Origin of the sequence: Paenibacillus sp. Y412MC10 (assembly GCF_000024685.1) — a bacterium.
GTDB lineage: Bacteria > Bacillota > Bacilli > Paenibacillales > Paenibacillaceae > Paenibacillus_AQ > Paenibacillus_AQ lautus_A.
Map to the genome: position 1 here is coordinate 4,123,994 of NC_013406.1, position 19,208 is coordinate 4,143,201.

Here is a 19,208-nt window from a genome sequence, read left to right on the forward strand (position 1 = left end):
TATAGGCTATGTGCCGATATACAGCTTCTGGTCTGAGAAAACAGCCGAATACCCTAATCTGTACAGCTCGAAATACGGCGCGAACGGGTCGCCTTTTAGCCCGTAACGGTGCCACTGCAAATAGTAGGAGATCCAGTATTCGCAGGCAATCGAATAATAAGCCTCATCCAGAATCTCTATAGGCTCCTCTTCATTTTTGTGCTCCATAATCACTTCGGTCAGCGCCTCATAGACATCGGGATCATATGAATCACGGACGGTGTCTATTTTCCCTGGAGGAAGAAGCTCGATTTTTTCGATTCCATCCAGGTAGGCGACTGCATCCGCTGCACGTTCCCATTTCGCAAAAGTATCCAGCAGCTGCTTTAACTCCCGAATAAACTGCTCGCCATACCCTCTCAATACATCCTCGGACTCCTCAGCCCCTTTGCCGTTAAAATAGGCCGGCACTGTTCCTCCGGTAAAATCCTCCGGGTCCAGCATCTCGTAAATCCGGGAGATCCGCCGCAAGTAAGCATGTCCATCCTCAAGCGGCTCAAAGGTGGCCTCCACCCCTTTTCCGCTAGGCATATACATTTGAAAATATCCATATAACGCTGCTTCTTCAATCACGGCCTCATCGGAATCTGCTTCTTCATCCATCAGGTTGAGCAGATACCGTGCATACGTCTGCTTATCCATATGTCCCCTTCTCCTTCTCGCCGTTATGCTCGTTATTAAGGTTCTGGTATCGAACGTTCACCGACCGAATGCTCCTCAGCTAAACACGTTACTATATTAACACACAAATCTCCTTTCATTGGCTTCGGTTAACAATGGGCCATCACCTAAGACGGCTGTGTTGATAGGTTCGTCTCTCTCCAAAGGTACGCGCTTGCATCGCAGGAACAAAAAAGTCGCCAGATTGGCGACTTTTTGTCATGAAAATTTCCGTTATGGTTGGCGGAGGTTCAACCTACCGTCATATCCTTGATTCAATCAGGACCATTCACCAATGAAGTCTTGAATGCGCTGCTCCGCTTCCGAACGCTTCTCTTCGGTAATCGTGTCGATTTTAGCTTTATTCAGGTGTTTGAGCGCATCATTCAGGTGTTTCACGGCCTGTTCCTGCTTCCCTTGCTTCTGCTTCAGCTCCGCTTGTTTCAGCGCATTGCCGATCTGCTGGCTCAGGGAATGACTGATAACGCCTTGTTGCTTCCAGGACTGAATATCGTCCATCAGAGACCCAATCGTATCCGATGCTGCAGCATCCGACACTTCAATCTTCATCAATTGCGTATCGTTCGTGTAATAAATATCGCCGTCGTGTCCGAGATTCACATGCTGGGATTCCGCCAGCGTCTGATGCTCCATCGTTTCCGGGTCAACCACGGTGACGTGACCGGCAAGCGTCAGATACATGAGGCAGTCCTCGCTCCAGCGAATGTACACCGGACGCCAGTTGCCGTATTTCTCCACGCCTTCGTAAATCGTTTTGCTTTTTACGATTTCCTGGGTGTCCGGATCTACGGCAAAGAGCGTTCCGTCGTAAGCCGCCCATAGCAGTCCGTCCGGACCGAAGCTGGTTCCGCTAATAATATGCGGCGTAGGAGAAGCACCTTCAATAGAAGGAACCCATTCCTTCTCCACCTTGCCCGTCGCGATATCCCAGACAAACATTTTGGCAGCCGGTTCGGAAGGAGTGATGCCCAGTCCGCCGGCAACGGTGGTTGAGCCATATACCTTGCCGTCTTTTACCGCAATGCCGACAATCGATTGATTGTTGATGACGTTTTTGTATTCGGTATACTGGCTGCCGTTCGCCGGATCATAGATCGTCAGGGAGCCGCCCAGCTTGCCGTAGTCCGGAATGGTGCCGATGAACAGTTTACCTTCCGCTGCTCTCATGATGAACGGACGGTCCTGACCGGTAATTTTGAACAAGCTCTTGCGCTGGGTCGGATTTTCCGCATTGTATTCGAAAATATCAGCACCCGGATATACGCCCATATACATCTTGCCGTTCATGGCGACCATGCCCTCCGACTGACCCATCGGGAAGGTTTCGAAGGTTCCGGTGTCGATGGAATACGCGGACCCTGTGCCGCCAGGATAACCGCTGATAAACAGCCGTCCATCCGGACCGGTCTCCATGGTTTGAACAGGAATCGGGTTGCCCTTCACCGGATAAGGTACGGCTTTGACCTGCTTGGTCGTCAGATTCATGTAAGCGACGCTGCCTCCGAATTGAACGGTTGCAAGCGAAACACCCGGAAGATCCGGATCGTTCGGCACCTCCACCCAGGCCGTATTGCGCAGGAACGTTCCGTACACGACGCCGGTGTCAACAGCAGCAAGGGTATTCAAATCCACTTCCATCAGATGGTTATTCTGAACGAAATAGATTTTATTGCTGCCCTCGGGCCCGTAAGAGAGGCGGATGCCTTTATTGTTTAGATGGTAGGTATCGCTCCATTGCTGCAGCTCCAGGTCATAGAACAGAAGCCCGCTGTTGCCTTTGCCGATGCCGGCAACCAAATATTTGCCCGCAACGTCCAGCTGGTTCACCATGCCGATGTCTACCGCTCCGTTATAGGACGGAAGCTGGATGGTTTCCTTCTCACCAGTCGCCACGTTCACTTTTACAATGCTGCCTTCAATCCCGATGCCGACATACAGATATCCGCCATGATATGCCGTGGAACGGCTGTAGCTTTGGCCCGTGCCTACGATGCCGTAGTCCTTCATTTCCCCTGTAGCTGGATCGTAGCGGCCCGCTTTCGCATTCGGGTAAGAACCGAAGTAGACACGGCCCTGTTCATCGTGGGACAGGCCGTAAACAACCTGCTCACCGATGCCGCCCAAATTTTTCAGCTGTTTCGTGACCGGAGAGTAGGCGTACAGCGTGCCGTTGCCTCCGATATACACCGTGCCGTCCGGGGTCGTCAAATGCGTCCACGAGCTTTCGGAACCCGTTAGCGGATGCGTGCTCAGCACCTCTTTGGTTTTCAGATCAATGACATGAAAAATAGCCGGCTTGCCGGACACCGTCGTATAAATAACCTCCCGTCCGTCCTGTATGCCAAAGGCCCCGTCATATATGGCAACGCTTTGCATCGGGGAGCCCAAATCGATAGGGTCGCTGTAGGTTTTGCCGATTTCCGCCGAGGCGCTTGCCGGGAAGAAAACCGCAGTCAGCAATGTGACGCAAATGGTGAGACATAGATGACGGAGTCCCTTCTTCGCTAGAGGTTTGCTGTGGGTAACGTTCATCAATTCATCCTCATTTCTGGTATGGAGTGTACTGCCAAAATCAATCAAATGGACCGACCTATAAGGGCAACTCGAGCGTTTACCTAGCAAGGATCGCGGCATCCCTCCTCCGTTATGAAGTGTTGTTCATGCTTCTCTGGTATTTATGTAGTTCGTATATTTGCAAAGAATTTAGCATACACCTACCTGTCTGTCAACTGGTTCTTATCTGGTTATCCATAGAGAAAACGATAACTCAAAAAAAAGCCGCGACCTCATCGGTCGCAGCTTTCGTAGCCATTTAGGTCCCTGCCGTTTTCCTGCTCAGCACGGATATCAGTTCCCCTTCGTCTACAAGGTAGGAGAAGTATTGCTTCAGCCGTTCCCGGAACAACAGCATCTCGTCCAGGCTAAGTCCTACATCTCTGCAGGTCTTATACAGCGGGGCAATTTCTCGGTGCAGATTGAGGCGGGACGGCCGTCCTTCCATCTCCGGATCTACGTTCTCGGTGATGTAACGGTTCGCCGGAATGCTGAAAGTATGCCTGCGAATGTATTCCTGCACTTCGTCAGAGACTAGGAAATCGGCAAAGCTCTGGGCCAGCTCCCGCTCCTTGGAGCACGCGCTGACCCCGATTCCGGTGCCCAATAGCAGGGTTGTCCCATGATCAAAATGCGGCAGAGGCGCCACGTCATACTCAAAGGTCGCTCCCTTCAGCTGGTTGAGCAGATAATAGGTCGTCAGAATGACAGAGACCTTTTGCTCGCGGAACAGCTTCTCTGCTTCAAAAGCGCCTTGGGCCAAGGCCAGCGGGAACATGCCGTCCTCGTGAATCAGTCCGCGAAGCCAAGACAGCCCCTCGACCGCACGGCCCCACGAAGCATCGATCTCCGCCTTGCCCCTACGCTGCATGAGGAATATCGGCCAGCGGTTCAACGAGTACAGTTGCAGAGCCACGCTGTAGCGCCCGGGGCTCCTCAGCTCACGCAGCATTCGCTGGAGATCGTCCCAGCCCCAACTGCTGTCCGGCTCGAACTGGCGCTTTTCCCGCAGATGCTCTTTATTGTAGGCCAAGAGCACGGGAGAATGAATGAACGGCTGCGCCGCCAGCCGGCCTTCGGCATCCATGAACGGGCCGTGCAAAAAAGTATATGTAGACGCGCGCGGCTCCTGACGGTGAAACAGACCGGTACTGCCGTTCTCCTGAAAATGCATCATATCCTGGATGTTGACGGACAGCACATCCACAATGCCAAGCCTCATCAGATTGGCGATGCTTTCCGGATGTTCGTAGGGAAGGTCCACAATCTCCACGGCTACCTCCGGATGCCGCTCCTGAAATAAGGCGAGCACATATTCCATTTCGGCCTCCGCATATAGGGAAGGATACAAACCGAAACGAATCTTACGGGTTTGCCGGGAAGCTGCAACTACCTGGGTGCCTACACGGGGCACCTTCACGATCAATTCTTCCTGAACCAGCTGATCCAGCGCCTGCCGGACTGAATTTTTGCTCAGTCCATACAGCTCGATCAGGGTCATCTCCGATGGTAGATATTCGCCTTGAGCGTAAGTGCCGCGTTTAATTTGTTGGCGCAGGTCAGTGACCATGTGCTTCATTTTATTTTGATACGTATACCGGTCGGATTTAGCCATATGAGACCACCTTTATTTACCATAACTGGTTTGCTGCATCAATCCATTCTTATAGTATAATCACTCTTCAGCTCGTTTGGCAAAATGAAATCCTGTGAAAGCTGTATCCGGGCAGACAATCGTTGAAATAACAATACTACAAAAAAAAGCCGCCATGATAGGCGACTTTACACTTCAACGTATTTTTCCGATATCGTTTTAAGTAAAAATGGGATACTTCCGGGCATATTGTTTGGACATCCGGTATAATTGCTCGATCTCCAGCCGTTGGGTGGCACTGAACTCCTCATGATTTCTCGAACGGCAGCGATAGTTTGTCAGTATGCCCTCCAGCATGAGGTAATACTTGGCATTCACCGGGTAGAGCTGCTTCTCAAGAAATGACGACACACTGAGAAAATCAGACAGTTCCCCTGCCGCTTCCGGTTGGCTTTCCCAATTCCGGAACAGCCATGCATACAACTCGGGATGGAAGTTGGCCATCACGCCGCTGAAGCCGAAAGCGCCGAGCCGGTAGCTGTCCAGAAGCGTCGCCGTATTGGCGTTGAAGATTTTCAGGCCTCCGCCCTGGACCGCCTCGAGTTTATCCCCGATCAGCTGCAGGTCGCAGCTCACGTCCTTGATAAACCGGAAGCGTCCGGTATCGGAGCATTTCTTCAGCATCTCGGGCGTCAGAAGCCGCCGATACGGGGCTGGACACTCATATAATCCGAGTGGGACGTGTTCTGGTAAACGCCCGAGCAGCTTATCGAGATTCGCCAGCCACACATCATCGGATTCCTCAGCAGCGGCAAGCCTGTTCGTGATTAGGACAACGGCGTCGACGCCGGTTTCAGCCATGGCGTTCAGCTCCGTTACTTGATCCTCAAACGCATCCGATACATGACCCGATGCAATGACCGGTACCCGGCCGGCAGCCTTCGCTTTGACGAAGGCTGCTATCAATACGCGCTCCTCCAGAGTCAATGTATACATTTCGCTGGATTGACATACGGCAAAGAGTCCGTCTGCCCCCCGTTCGATATACCAATCGATAAGGCGCTCCAAGGCCTCGTAATCGACATTGTTCTGCTCCGTAAACGGCGTTAGCATAACCGGCCAGTTGCCGTCGGTGATGATCTGATACATATGCATCCCCTCCTGAATGGTTCGTATCATGGGTTGTACTTTATTCTTTTGCAGTCAGTATATTTTGCGGTTCCCTTCCTTCGAATATATCCAGCAATGCCTGAGCGGTAATCATGCTGACCCGCGTATACGTCTCGAAAGTCTCGGCTGCGGTGTGCGGCGTCGTTATCAGGTTCCCGATTTGCAGAATCGGATGGCCGGGGGTTACGGGCTCGGACTCGTAGACGTCGATGGCCGCCCCGGCGATGACTCCAGTCGACAGCGCCCGTGAAAGCGCCTGTTCATCCACGACGGCTCCTCTCGCGGTGTTAATGAAAATGGCGGATGGTTTCATCCTGGCAAAAGCCTTGTCATTCATAATATGGTGCGTCTCTTTCACGCTGGGTAAATGCATGCTGATGATATCGCTATGCGCCAGCACATGCTCGAAACTTGTCATTGTAACGTCGTATTCCGACGCTTTAGCTGTATCTGGATATTTATCATAAGCGATAATCTCGACATCAAAGCCCTTCAACTTCTTCGCGGTGAGCTGGGCGATATTCCCGAACCCTAGAAGGCCGATCGTTCCTCCAGCAAGCTCAGAACCGACAAAACGTTCCCAGCCGCCATTCTTCGTCGATCGATCCAGCGCGGGAATGTGCCGACGGACCGAGATCATCAATCCGATCGCCAGTTCGGCCACCGCGTTGGCATTACCTCGTGGTACATTGGTTACTTGTATCCCATACTTCCTGGCAGCCCCCAAATCGATATTGTCCACGCCAACGCCGAAACGGGCGATGCCTTGAAGCCGCGGCGCAAGCTTGAATACCGCCTCATTCCAAGTATCCACGCCGGCAATGACGCCGTCGACCGATCCCACCACTTCCTTCAGTTCCTCGAACGTCAGCGGACGTCCGAAACGATTCTCGATGATCTCGCATCCATGGCTTTCGAGCAGCTCCTTCGCATCCGCGCACAGTTTGGAGTAATTCGTAGCCGTTACTAACACTTTTTTCGCCTTCATTATTTAACTCCTCCTACCGTCATTCCGCTTACCATATATTTCGATGTAAACAGATACATCACGATGACCGGAATCGATGCAATAATGGAGCCACCCATCAGGGGTCCCCACGCGAAGACGTCGCCGACGATCATATCCGACAATCCCAGCGTGATTGTCTTGTCAGCGCCTTTTGTGACAACAACCAATGCATACAGATATTCGCTCCAGCATAACGTGAACGAAAAAATGAAGGTAGCCGCAATGCCCGGAGCCGATAACGGAAAAATGATCTTGGTCATCGTACGGATTCGCGAACATCCATCGATCATGGCCGCTTCCTCGATTTCGTCCGGGATGGATCTAAAATAGGAAATGAGCATCCACGTAGCATACGGAATCGTGATCGTCGGATAAATCAGCATGAGACCGTAGATGGAATTGTTGATGCCGATGGCCGTCACCAGCATGTACAGCGGGATAAACAGAACGGCTCTAGGCATCAGGTACGCATACAGAATGCTTTTGGAGATGAAGCTTCTTCCTCGAAACCTGAGCTTGGAGATCGCATATGCAGCCAACATGCTGACCGTGATCGAGAACAAGGATACGATCAATGAGACGAACAAGCTGTTTTTGATATTCGTCATAAAGCCCTTTTCGTTGATCAGCTTATCGTAGGCGGTTCCGAGAAATTCCTTCGGCCAAAACGTAGGCGTCATGGAATAGATCTCCCCGTTGGATTTGAAGGAGGTAATCACCATCCAATATAAAGGGAAGAGCGCGAATATTAGCAGCAGCGCGAGCGTCGAGTATACCGTAATTTGCTTGCCGAGCGAATTCTTCATTAAGATCACTCCTTACTTGTCGGACGCCAGCGAACGCTTGGTCACATAATGGATCAGCATGATCAGCGGCGGCAGCGTAATGAGGGAAATCGCAATGGCTTTGCCGAGACTCATGTTCAGAAAGCCGACGGTATAGCTAAGCGTGGATAACACCTGCGTGCCATTGTCTGGACCGCCGCGTGTCAGCAGCCAGATAATCTCGAAGTCGTTCAGCGTCCATATGGTGGTGATGACGGAAGACAGAATGGTCACTTCTTTTACCGAGGGGAGCGTCATGTAGAAAAAGCGCTTGATCGCTCCCGCTCCATCCAGCATAGCGGCTTCATACATCTCTTTGGACACCGTCTGCAGGCCGGCCAATATGGCAATGCCCATAAACGGAATGCCCCGCCACACGTTGACGAGAATGACGGAGAACATGGCCAGGTCCGGTGTGGCCAACCAGCCGACGGGACTGTCGATGAGCCCTGTTTTGAGGAGCATGGCATTCAGCACGCCGCCGACGTCGGAATAAATCCATTGCCAGGTAAATACGGAGACGATCGTGGGAATGGTCCACGGAAGAAACAGCATCACCCTGAAAAAGTTTCGAGCAACGATATTCTCGTTGAGCACGAGCGCCATAATCATCCCGAAGACCGCTTTCAAAATGACGGCCACCATCGTAAAGACAACCGTATTCCATACCGCCTTCCAAAACACGGAATCGGTAAATAGCTCCGTATAGTTTCGCAGGCCGATGAACGTTTCGGGAACGCCGACCACTTTATTCGTCAAGCTAAGATAGACTGCCCAGCAAAAAGGGAGCGCCATGACAGCCAGCAAATATATTAGCACCGGACTCATGAGAAGATAAGCCAGCCTGCTGCTTGTATCACTTCGTTCCCGCCTAGGCGCCCGGGTTTTCCCCGGTGTTGTTTGGACTTCCAAGCTTTTCATTGAGAGCACCTTCTTTCTGACGCCTCAGGCTCATCCGCAGCCACGGACCTTGTATCGATGCCTTGTAATCGGACTGCGGAGCCTGATGCGCGGTTAAGTCATAACCCTACTTCGCGTATACCGCCTCGATCTTGCTCTGTAATTCGTCCACTGCTTGTTGAGCCGTGAAGCCGGAATCCAAAAGCATCTTTTGGAAGACGTCGTTGACATATCGAAGGTTATAAATCTCTCCAGCCTTCGGGTTATACTTCGCAGGGTATCCAAGGAAAGCGAAATGTGCGATGGAGTCGACGAATCCTTTGTTCTTCTCCTCCTGCCATACGGATTCGTTTGCCAGGTCTGTGTAAATCGGACCGGTCAATGGAGCTCCATTCTGCACCCACTGGCCGTACCACGCTTTGTCCGTCATATATTCGATGAAGGATTTGGCAAGCTCCTTGTTCGCAGATGCCTTGAATATGCCTAGATTGTTGCTAATGCCAGGCACTACCGCTCCCTTCGGTCCTGCGGGCAGCATGGCGATCCCCGTATTCTCGTACAATTCGGGATTATCGTTCTTGATCGTCGCAGCCAAGCTGCCGACGTTGAAGATCATGGCCGACTGGCCGCTTAAATACGATTTGTTGTTGCCGCTGTCATCCCATCCGATGGAGCTCGGAGGCGTTACCTTATCTTCGATGAAAATGTCCCTGATCAACTGAACCGCCTGAAGAGTTTCCGGCGAATTCACCGCTACATTCTTGCCGTCCTCGGTATCGAGGGAACCTCCGTAGGACCAGATGATCGCCCGGGTCAGCCATTCGGCATCGGAATTGCCTTTCCCGTACCCGAGTCCTGCGCCGTATATCCCTTTGGAAGAATCCGTGAGTGCCTTCGCCATTTCGCGGAATTCCTCCCAGGTTCCAGGCGGCTCGCTGTAACCCGCTGCCTGAAGCATGTCCTTGCGATAGTATAATGCCGTGGACTCGGTCCAGAACGGCACTCCGTATAACTTGTCCTCGAACGTCACGGAGGTTTTCAGGCTGTCCTGTATTTCCCCGTTTGCGTTCTCCACGCTGCCCACAACGTCGGTAACATCCTCAAGAACGTCCTTGGCATAGAATTGCCCAACTTCCTGGTAGCCGAAGAAGGAGACGTCCGGCGTAGTACCCGATTCGATGGCTGCCGACCATTTCGGATAAAAGTCCTCGTACGCAATAAACTCCACGTTGACATTCACGTCATGCTCTTCCCCGAACTGTTTTGCCCTCTCTTGGATCATCTGGTTTTGCTCTTCAAACATCTGCTTCTTCATCCAGAATGTCAGGGTTTCCTTGCCAGGCTCGGCATCCCCTGATCCGCTGCCTCCCGTTCCCCCTACGCTGCATCCTGCCATCAATATCATGACTAAAGCTGCCGTTACCCATCGTATGGAGTTTTTCTTCATCTTCATCATGTTCACCCCTCAGCATATAGTGGAATGTCCTTACACCATTCATTGTAAGGGCTTCATAAACAGGGTTAAATGATATAGGCTTAACATCCGCTCTCCTTACTTAACATGATGCTGCAATCGAAAGCCGCGGCCGAATGAGACAAAAAAAGCCCGCTTCCAGCCCAAATGCATGGCTGAAAACGGACGGTAATACAGGCTTTATTACGGCATTCCGGTTTCCAAACTGTTTCGGTATTCTTGCGGCGTCACGGAATAATACTTTTTGAACACCCGAATAAAATAATTCGGGTTGTGGTATCCCAGCTTCAGGGCAATCTCGAAGTTTTTCAAGGAGTGGTCGGCCAGCAGCTCGGCCGCCTGCTCCATTTTCAACCGGAGCACATAATCGCTCACGTTGAATCCGGTCTCCATTTTAAAGAGGCGGGACACGTGAACCGGATGCATATACATATGGTCCGCGATGGCTTGCAGAGAAATATCCTGAGACAGATGATCCCGAATGAACCGTTTCATCCGGGACACGGCAGCGCTCCTGTCGCTGCGCGTTGCCTGTTCGGCGCTTGACTCCAGTAGAGGCAGAACTTGGCCCACCCATTTGCCGAGCGTGGCCGCTGTCGTGCATTGCGAGAGTCCCGTTACATCCGCAAGGGACGCTCCGACGATATCGGCCAGACTGCGTCCGTTCTTGTGCGCATATGCGCTTAGCGAGGAATATATAAAGAAAAAGGCTTCGATTACATGCTCTTGCGATTGGCTGTGCGCGAGCGACAATTCCTTCAGGATCTGCTCAAGTTTCTCTTGGATTTGCTTCCAACTGCCGGATTCCAGCAGATGATGGAGCAGCGGAGGCTCATAACACTTTTGCAAGGAACGGACCGGATGCAGCTCCTCCTCATCTTCTGCGTAAACGAACATATCACTGTGGCTGCCGATATGGCGGCGCAAAGCGAAAAGACTGTCTTGATACAGCTTTCGGACATCTTCCGGGAAGGAACCTCGCTTTCCGATCAGGACGGAGATTGTTCCTTTCAGGTAACGGCTGACATTCATCTGCAGCTGTGCAGCGAAATGCTTGAGCTCATTCTCCTCTGTATGCTCATGAGGGTGCACCCTAGCCGCCGAATCATCGCTATAAGAAAAGCTGCTATCGAAGCCACTCGGGGATGTCGTCGAATCCTTCATTAGCGGTAACTTTTCTTGCGATATCAGGCTGCTTGTACTGCTAAGTTTATACTTACTGATATCTTCAAAAACAAAAAAGACGAGATATCCGTGTATGTCCCTGCATCGCCACAACCGAAACCGTTCCCCGAAGATCTCGTCCGCCATGTTACCGATCGCGTACTCCATGATGGAGGAGTCATAAGGACTCATTTCCGTCAGACGGTCCTCCATCCGTACGAGCATCAAGGCAGCTTGATTGCCGATGGCGGATTTCATTTCAAGCAGCTCCAGTTTTTCGGCCCAAACGTTCTTCGGTGATTTCATGCCTTGAAGCAGCTGATTCAGGAATTCGCCTCGAATTTGAGGCAGATTAGCTCGAAAAGCCTGAACCGCACGGTTGTAGGTTTCGCTGGACTCACGCTCCTGCCGCAGCGATTCCACAGCTCCGCCTACTTTCTCAAGTACGACTTCGTCGCTGACGGGTTTTAGCAGGTACTCATAAGTGCCAAGCGTAATGGCTTCCTTCGCGTAAGCAAAATCGGCATACCCGGACAGCAGGATCGTTTTGATATGCTTCCATTTTGATTTCGTGATCTCGACAAGCTCGAGGCCGTTCATCCGTGGCATCGTGATGTCGGAAATCATGATGTCGACCGGCTGCGTCTGCAGTATTTCCAGCGCTTCGAAAGCGGAGTATGCCTTGCGCACCTCATCGATTCCGATTTTCTGCCAAGGTATCGTATGCGCAAGCCCCTCTACCACGCTTGCTTCATCATCAACGATCAGCAATGTATACAACGTTATCCCTCCCTTCCCTACTCGGCATTTCCCAGCATATTTCCACGCGAAGTCCTCCTGACGGCGATTCTGAAAAGGCCAAGCCCGCATGTTTGCCGTACCGGGTGACCAGTCTCTGATGAATGTTCCATAGGCCGAATCCCCCGCTTTCGTTCAAAGGCTCTTCGACCTGTCGCTTCAGCTTGTCGATGATGCCTACGTCCATGCCCTGGCCGTTGTTGTCAATTCTGATCCGGCATCGACTCCCTTCGATTTCTCCGGAAATATGAATCATCGCAAAATCCAACTGATCCTCAACCCCATGGATGACGGCATTTTCCACGATAGGCTGAAGCAGAAGACGCGGAATCTCGAGCTGCATCATGCTGTCAGGAACCTCGATCTCGAAGGTTAGTCGCTGAAGCCGCAGCATCTGAATCGTTAAATAATTGTCAACCAGCTTCACTTCCTCTTCAAGGGGCGCGGTCGGTTTTTCCAGTCGCGTCGTGTACCGGTAATACTCCCCCAAGTTCAGGGCCATGGCCACGACAGCTTCCTTATCGCCAAGATTGGCCATGTTTTTGATGTAGAACAGGCAGTTATACAGGAAGTGAGGGTTAATTTGCGATTGGAGCTGCTTAAGCGTCGCTTCCTTGGATCGCAAAGACTCTTTGTACACCCGTTCGATGAGCTCCTCGATTTGCTCTGCCATGTTGTTGAAGGAGTGAAACAGATACATGAATTCGTTCTTCGGCACATCCTTCAGACGCGTCATGTATTGACCGTCCCTGATCCTTCTCACCGCATGAAGCAGGCGGGAAATCGGACGCTGGACATTGCGGTACAACAACAAGGTCAGCAGTAAGACAAGAACAAGCAGGAGCGATACGGAAATATAAAAGAGGACGCTGCTTAAGGTGATTGGGGAATATACGCTGTCCAGCCGGACGAAATCCACCAGATACCAGCCCAAACTGCTGGACAAGACGTAATTCATTACATATTTGCCCTGCCCCGATTGCACGATTCGGCTACCCTCTTCCCCAAGCTGCAATTCGTTCAGGGTGCCGGCGGCCATTCGTATCGTTTCTTCGACCGATGTGCTGTTGGCAATAACGGTTCCGTCAGGTGCATACAGGAATGGCTCGCTGTCCCCGTCCTGTTTCAACCGATTCAGCATATTGACCAGATTCTGGTCGGTGAAACGGACCTCCACGATCAGATCCTGCGAAGAAGCGGACGTTCTCATCCAGCTAAAAAAAGCTTGTCCTCGCGAATCCCGATGATAAGTCCAGTTCTGCTTATGGGCATGAGCCAAGTATTCGGCATCATACCTTGCCGACAAGTCGGTGGTCAGCAATTCACGATACTGCGTCAGGTACATTAGGATTTGGCTGTCCCAGCTGCTAGTTGCAATCTGCATATTCAACATATCCGTGATCCGCTGCTGGCTGTCGATTCGTTCCATGGGAGTGCTACCTGAGCGCTCCGCCAGATAACTCTTAATCCCGTCATCATTGCTCGCGATCACCGAATATTTCGTTAGCTGATCGATCATGGTGTCCATCTGACTCATGAAAAACGTCAGTCGGTTCCGCTGGCCCTCCTCCACAGCCGAACGGACGACGTTGATGCTGACCTGATGGGAGTAGGCATACAGCAAAATAATCGGAATAACCAGGACCGCCAGCAATGTTGTAAGCTTGGCAAACGTACTTGTTCTTAACCGCTTCATCAAAAACATACCCCCGTGTCAGAGCGATTCGCTCTACTTCTCGCTGTCGATCAGTTCTTGCAATTGAACGTTTGCCGACTCGGCAGCAATTCCGACATCTTCGCCGATAATTCCTTTCACCACGATACCGCCGATAATGTCCCGTGCTTCCTTCACGTGAATGACTTTTGGACGGTCGTAGCTCATTCCGATCGGAATGGATTCATTGATCACCGGAATCAGCTCATCCGGAAAGCCGGAGATTCCTTCCTTGTCATGCCACAGCGAACTCCGCGCTCCCGGATTACCGATCTTCTGGGCTTGCAGCACCATGTCCCTGCCCGAAGCCCACTCGATGAATGCCCAGGCAGCATCCTTGCGGGCAGAATTCGCATTGATGCCAATGGCCCATGCAGTGGTGCTATACGGCTTGCGACCGGCATCACCTGCCGGAAAGAGCGCATAACCGATCTTCTCCTTAGCTAATCCCGATTGCGCTAGCAGGGAGTAGATCGCGCTGGCATCGGTGAAAAATACCGCCTTTCCTTGCGCAAAGAGATCTGCGGATTGCGGCCAGCTGTAACTAAGCGCATCGGGCGGTCCATAGTTTCCGAGCAGCCTTACGTACCGCTGAATCCCCTTGAGCGTTTCCTTTGTGTTCAATGCCGCTTTATCTGCGCTTAGAAAATTCCCGCCCTCGGAGTAAACGAATGACGATAGCTGGGTTACGAGAGCGCTTCGCTGCCCTCTAGCGACAAATCCGTACATGCCATGCTCGGGATCATGCACCTGTTTAACCGCTGCTTCCAGCTCTTCCAAGGTCTGCGGGACTTCGATCCCTTTTTTCTCTAGCAGGTCCTTGCGATAGTATAGAATCTGCTGCTCCGTCGATAGCGGGACGGCAAGCAGCTTCCCGTTCACCGTTACCGATTCCAGCGCCGTTGAAGAGAAATCGGCGAAGTCGTAACGCGGGTCCGATACGGCATACGATTCCAAGGGCGTTAACCAGCCGTTATTCTCATACAGACTTAGCTCTTCCAACGGCCGGATCATGAACACATCGGGACTTTCGTTACCTACCGTCATCTGTACGAACATCTTTTGGCTGAGCTGCTCATTGGTCAACGCTTGAAAATCCACCTTGATACCCGTCTGCTTCTCAAATTCGGGGAGATGGGCGCGAAGGATGTCCGCAACCGGATTTTTAGCCATATATGCGGTAATCCGCACATTGTCAAACGGGCGTTCCGGTTGGTGCGACATTCTGCTGTCGGCCCCGTTCCTCCCCGCCATGCATCCGGCTGCCGACACCATGATGACGACAATCCATAACACCATGCAGAAACGTCCTGCAAACTTCATAACTTCCCCTCCTGTCAGTCGGTCATAAATCGATATTAAAGCGTTTACAATGGAGAAGACACTGAAAAAATTTAACATATGGTATACATATTTAGCCTTTCATGCATGGCTCTAATTCTCATTCAGCATTACGACAGACGAAATGGCCCTCTTTATCAAAGACTATTAATAGAAAAAAGCCGCTGATCTCATTCCGATTAGCGGCTTAGAAATTCACCTATTCTGCTTTCTCTTCATAGACAACGACGGTCTGACTTTCCGATTCCCACTTGACGGTAGCATTCAATGCCTCGCTTATAAAGCGTATGGGCACATACGTATTGCCCTTTGTAACGGTAGCTGGGGCATCCAGCGAAATTTTCTTGCCATTGACGGACGCTGTTTTACTGCCAACCAGGAGTTGGATGCTCACTCCGTCCTTCGAGACGGTGATGGAACGCTTTTCAGGATTCCATATAACCTCAGCCTCCAAAGCCTCGGCTATGGCGCGAAAAGGAACATATGTATTGCCTTTTTTGACAAACGGTTCGGTGTCCGAAGCTTCGCCGTTCACATACAGCTTAACCCCATTCTTTTTACCCGCCTTTTCACTGAGCTTTCCCATGGTTTTGTAAAGATCCAGGTTTTTAAAATTGGCTTTGATGGCTTCTTCTTGCAAATACACGGCTTCAGTCACGCTGCCGTTTGTTTCGAGCATGTCCGCTGCCGCTTCTAACGCCTTGTCCTTTTCAATAATGGCCTCAAGTTGTTTTTGTTGCTCGTCCGTTAACTCGGCCGCATATTCGGTAAGCAAAATATTGGCTAGAACGGCGCCTGCCGGTTTATCCTCAACGTTTTGAATGGCATTTAGCAAACCTTTGTATCCTTTGTGTCCTTTGTTCTTGGAATCGACTTTATCGGTGGAAGGGTCGTTTGTTTTCTCTGTTTCCGGCGTTGTGGATTCCTGAACTTGGTCCTCTTCTTTGCTGGACTTATCAGAGGAATCGACTTCCTCGGTTTGCTGCTTGTCATTACGAGTTTCTTTTTCTTTTGGTCCCTTTGGCGATGCCGCGTTACTTGTCTTGCCGGGGGGCGTGTTGCTTGGTTTGGCTGAGATCGTGCCTGCGGCGGTCGCAAACATCAGGGCCGCGCTGGTTAGCAGGATGACAGTTTTTTTCATGATAATTCCTCCTGAATGATCAAATATGCATGCTCCATTCTTTATCGGCAGAGAAAATAGACTTCAACAGATCATCGAAAAATTTGAATGATGCCGTGAAAATCAAAAAGCCGCCATGATGGCGACTTTTCTTGCACATATATTTTGTTATCATCTGCATTCATATTGATAATAATCTTGTGCATGCACGGCTTGAAATCCAACCGACTCGTATAACCTCAGCGCATGGTCGTTTTTCGTTTCGACTTCCAAGTGCACCGAGTATCCGGCTGAGCTCTGTTCCTTCACGATTCGTCGCAACGCTTTTCTGCCTATTCCCCGGCCTTGATACTCCGGCAATATGGAGAAACCATAGATCCACGCCTGCCCCTCTTCGCGGCTGACTCGAAGCTTCCCGACCGTTTCTTCGTTTACGTCAATCATGAACATACCCGTATTATCAGCAAAATGATGGCTCTCCATCGCTCTTGCATCTTCTTCGTCCAATCCGAATGCTTCCACGGATAAGCGCACGCTTGTTTCATAATCTTCCAATGTTGCCTGCCTCAGCAGAATACCGTCCGAATCCTCAAGCGGCATTTCCTGCCACGTCATTTGATGCTCCGAGAAAGCATGCTCCGCACCTAGTTGATGCAAAAATGCCTTTGCCGCATCGGATCCCGCTGGCGCGTTCAACAAGATTTTCTTGTATCCGGCGAGTTTTACCTGTTCCATTCCGAGATGAAACAATCGCTGGAAATGCCCCTTTCGTCGTTCGGCAGGCTTTACCATGCCGCATATTTCGACGGTCGAGCCAAAAGGATATAGCCCTAGAAACGCTACAAGTTCGTTTTCCTCGTAATGAAAAAAATCCAGATTCTCCGTGTTGCGTTCTCTGAGCATTTCCCAATTCAGCTTTAATTGGACATGGTCATGAAGCTCGCACTCGCTTTGCAATTGTTCAATGTCTTTTAGCTGTTGTGTCGTTAGCATGTTATCTCCTAATCGGTTCTGAATGTAATTTACGGTCTCGTGCTATTTCAAAATATGGGATAATACGGCTACCGGCTTCCGGCCGGTGATCAGCTGTTGGCCATCCGTATAACCCTCTTCGCGTCCTTCAAGCTCTCGAATGAGGACCGAACGCCAATCCCGGATTCGTTCCTGCCGATCTTCGTCCCCGATCGCGTTGTGCAGCTCATTGGGATCATCAACCAGATCGAAGAACTGCTCCTTGCCTGTTTGGGAGAACCAGATGTATTTCTCCTTTCCGTCGGTAACCCAATGATTGGACTGAATCCCTTGAGCGTGCTCTCCATGAAGATGGGGACGCCAAGCCGGCTTGCTTCCCCCGTCCCTTCCTGCTGACGCTAGTCTCCAGATGCTCTCGCCTTCGACCGTTTCCGGTATAGGCACGCCGGCCGCTTCCAGCAGCGAGGGCATGATATCCCGCATTTCCACGACATGATCTGAAACCATACCGCTCTGCAGGCCTAAACGGTTGCCGGGATCGCTGACGATAAACGGCACGCGGGTGCTGCCTTCGTACGGAAGAGACTTTCGGAATAAATGATGGTCCCCCAGCAGCTCGCCATGATCGGAAGTAAACAGGATCACCGTGTTGCCTAGCTCCCCATATTCGTTCAATGATTGCAAAAAACGTCCGATTTGGTGATCGATATGCGTGATCAGGGCGTAATAGGCAGCCATCGCTTTACGCAGGCGGCGTTTCGGGACCAGTCCCCTCCCCGTTATAGGGGAGTACCCGGACAGATCCGGATCCTCCGTCTCCGCCCAATCGCCAACCGGAGGCTCCGGAATTTCGGCATCCTCATACAGATCCAAGTAGGCCTGCGGAGGGTCGAACGGAGGATGCGGCCTGACGAATGACATCCACAGGAAGAACGGCTTCGCGGGATCCCGTCGCCGCAAAAAATCAATCGACTGCGTTACCACCCAGTTCGTTGGATGCTGCATTTCCGCCAAATGCCAAGGACGAGCGACGGTTGATGAATTGCAGTCCAGACCAAGATCGGTCATATCGGCGCCCGGCACCCTTTCTCGCAGCCACTGCAAGTAATCGTCAACTTGATCGTAATGCTCCAACATCGGAATGCCGTGGTTATTGCGGTTGTGATGCAAGTAACCATCGTGAAGCATTACGTTGTGGAACCCCAGCAGATTGCGTGCAGGGTAAACATGCATTTTACCGATACACTGCGTGTGATAACCGGCTTTGGCCAATTCCCCCGGCAGCGTCTCCTTGTAATTCCACGGGACGCAGTCTTGATAGCCGACGCGGCCGTGAGCGCGTTGGGATTGGCCGGTGAAGATCGCCGCTCTTGCAGGTACGCAGGTGGGTGTGGCAGAATACGCACGGCTAAACCTTACACCGCTCCTTGCGAGCTCGTCCAGATTGGGCGTTTCCACCACAGGGTGACCTGCTATGCTAAGGCAATCAAAGCGCATCTGATCGACCGTAATGAGCAGCACATTCGGCCTTCCCTGGCGTTGAGTCGAATTCATCATATTCCCTCCTCGGCATGATACTGATATCTATTTGATCATACCTTGTTGCCGAGGGTTGTCAATTGCTTCCTTTAGAAGCTGCGATTCTCCCATACATACGACGGAATCTCCCGATCCCCGTTTCCTAATCTGTTTAATACGGCAATCTGCAGCTATTTGTTTCGCAAAAACATTAAAAGACCTGATTGCAGACGGATCTGCATCCCATCTGACAATCAGGCCTAACCCTTTCCTCACTCTGCGATTATCCGTAACGTCCCCGGATGAATTACAACAGTTATGAATCCACCAATCCTTA

Annotated in this window: 14 protein-coding genes; all 14 read right to left on the minus strand. The window is 51.3% G+C overall.

Going from position 1 to position 19,208, the window contains the following annotated elements; genetic code table 11:
* Window positions 1-6: 6 nt before the first annotated feature.
* Complete coding sequence (locus GYMC10_RS17715) at window positions 7-681, minus strand: hypothetical protein (protein ID WP_015735790.1); 675 nt, start codon at window positions 679-681, stop codon at window positions 7-9.
* A 297-nt stretch (window positions 682-978) separates the two neighbouring features.
* Window positions 979-3,252 (minus strand): FIMAH domain-containing protein, encoded by a 2,274-nt coding sequence (locus GYMC10_RS17720; protein ID WP_041622012.1) that lies wholly within the window; start codon window positions 3,250-3,252, stop codon window positions 979-981.
* 280 nt (window positions 3,253-3,532) lie between these two features.
* A complete protein-coding gene (locus GYMC10_RS17725) occupies window positions 3,533-4,888 on the minus strand; it encodes an extracellular solute-binding protein (protein ID WP_015735792.1) in 1,356 nt (451 codons plus the stop codon).
* Between the two features lie 198 nt (window positions 4,889-5,086).
* Window positions 5,087-6,016 (minus strand): dihydrodipicolinate synthase family protein, encoded by a 930-nt coding sequence (locus tag GYMC10_RS17730; RefSeq protein ID WP_015735793.1) that lies wholly within the window; start codon window positions 6,014-6,016, stop codon window positions 5,087-5,089.
* A gap of 40 nt (window positions 6,017-6,056) precedes the next feature.
* Window positions 6,057-7,025, minus strand: a complete 969-nt coding sequence (locus GYMC10_RS17735) for a phosphoglycerate dehydrogenase (protein ID WP_015735794.1) — start codon at window positions 7,023-7,025, stop codon at window positions 6,057-6,059.
* A complete protein-coding gene (locus tag GYMC10_RS17740; RefSeq protein WP_015735795.1) occupies window positions 7,025-7,852 on the minus strand; it encodes a carbohydrate ABC transporter permease in 828 nt (275 codons plus the stop codon). Before GYMC10_RS17740 ends, GYMC10_RS17735 begins: the two co-directional genes overlap by 1 nt.
* Window positions 7,853-7,864: 12 nt before the next feature.
* On the minus strand, window positions 7,865-8,791 hold the full coding sequence (locus tag GYMC10_RS17745) for a carbohydrate ABC transporter permease (protein ID WP_015735796.1): 927 nt from the start codon (window positions 8,789-8,791) through the stop codon (window positions 7,865-7,867).
* Between the two features lie 106 nt (window positions 8,792-8,897).
* Complete coding sequence (locus GYMC10_RS17750) at window positions 8,898-10,226, minus strand: ABC transporter substrate-binding protein (protein ID WP_015735797.1); 1,329 nt, start codon at window positions 10,224-10,226, stop codon at window positions 8,898-8,900.
* Between the two features lie 201 nt (window positions 10,227-10,427).
* Window positions 10,428-12,188 (minus strand): response regulator, encoded by a 1,761-nt coding sequence (locus GYMC10_RS33060; protein WP_015735798.1) that lies wholly within the window; start codon window positions 12,186-12,188, stop codon window positions 10,428-10,430.
* A complete protein-coding gene (locus GYMC10_RS17760; RefSeq protein WP_015735799.1) occupies window positions 12,166-13,902 on the minus strand; it encodes a sensor histidine kinase in 1,737 nt (578 codons plus the stop codon). The genes GYMC10_RS33060 and GYMC10_RS17760 overlap by 23 nt, the downstream gene beginning before the upstream one ends.
* A gap of 33 nt (window positions 13,903-13,935) precedes the next feature.
* Window positions 13,936-15,243 carry an ABC transporter substrate-binding protein gene (locus GYMC10_RS17765; RefSeq protein WP_015735800.1) on the minus strand — a complete coding sequence of 436 codons (1,308 nt, stop codon included), beginning with the start codon at window positions 15,241-15,243 and terminating at the stop codon, window positions 13,936-13,938.
* 217 nt (window positions 15,244-15,460) lie between these two features.
* Window positions 15,461-16,402 carry a copper amine oxidase N-terminal domain-containing protein gene (locus tag GYMC10_RS17770; RefSeq protein WP_015735801.1) on the minus strand — a complete coding sequence of 314 codons (942 nt, stop codon included), beginning with the start codon at window positions 16,400-16,402 and terminating at the stop codon, window positions 15,461-15,463.
* Window positions 16,403-16,552: 150 nt separating this feature from the next.
* On the minus strand, window positions 16,553-17,374 hold the full coding sequence (locus GYMC10_RS17775) for a GNAT family N-acetyltransferase (RefSeq protein ID WP_015735802.1): 822 nt from the start codon (window positions 17,372-17,374) through the stop codon (window positions 16,553-16,555).
* 42 nt (window positions 17,375-17,416) lie between these two features.
* Window positions 17,417-18,907 carry an arylsulfatase gene (locus tag GYMC10_RS17780; RefSeq protein ID WP_015735803.1) on the minus strand — a complete coding sequence of 497 codons (1,491 nt, stop codon included), beginning with the start codon at window positions 18,905-18,907 and terminating at the stop codon, window positions 17,417-17,419.
* Between the last annotated feature and the right edge of the window lie 301 nt (window positions 18,908-19,208).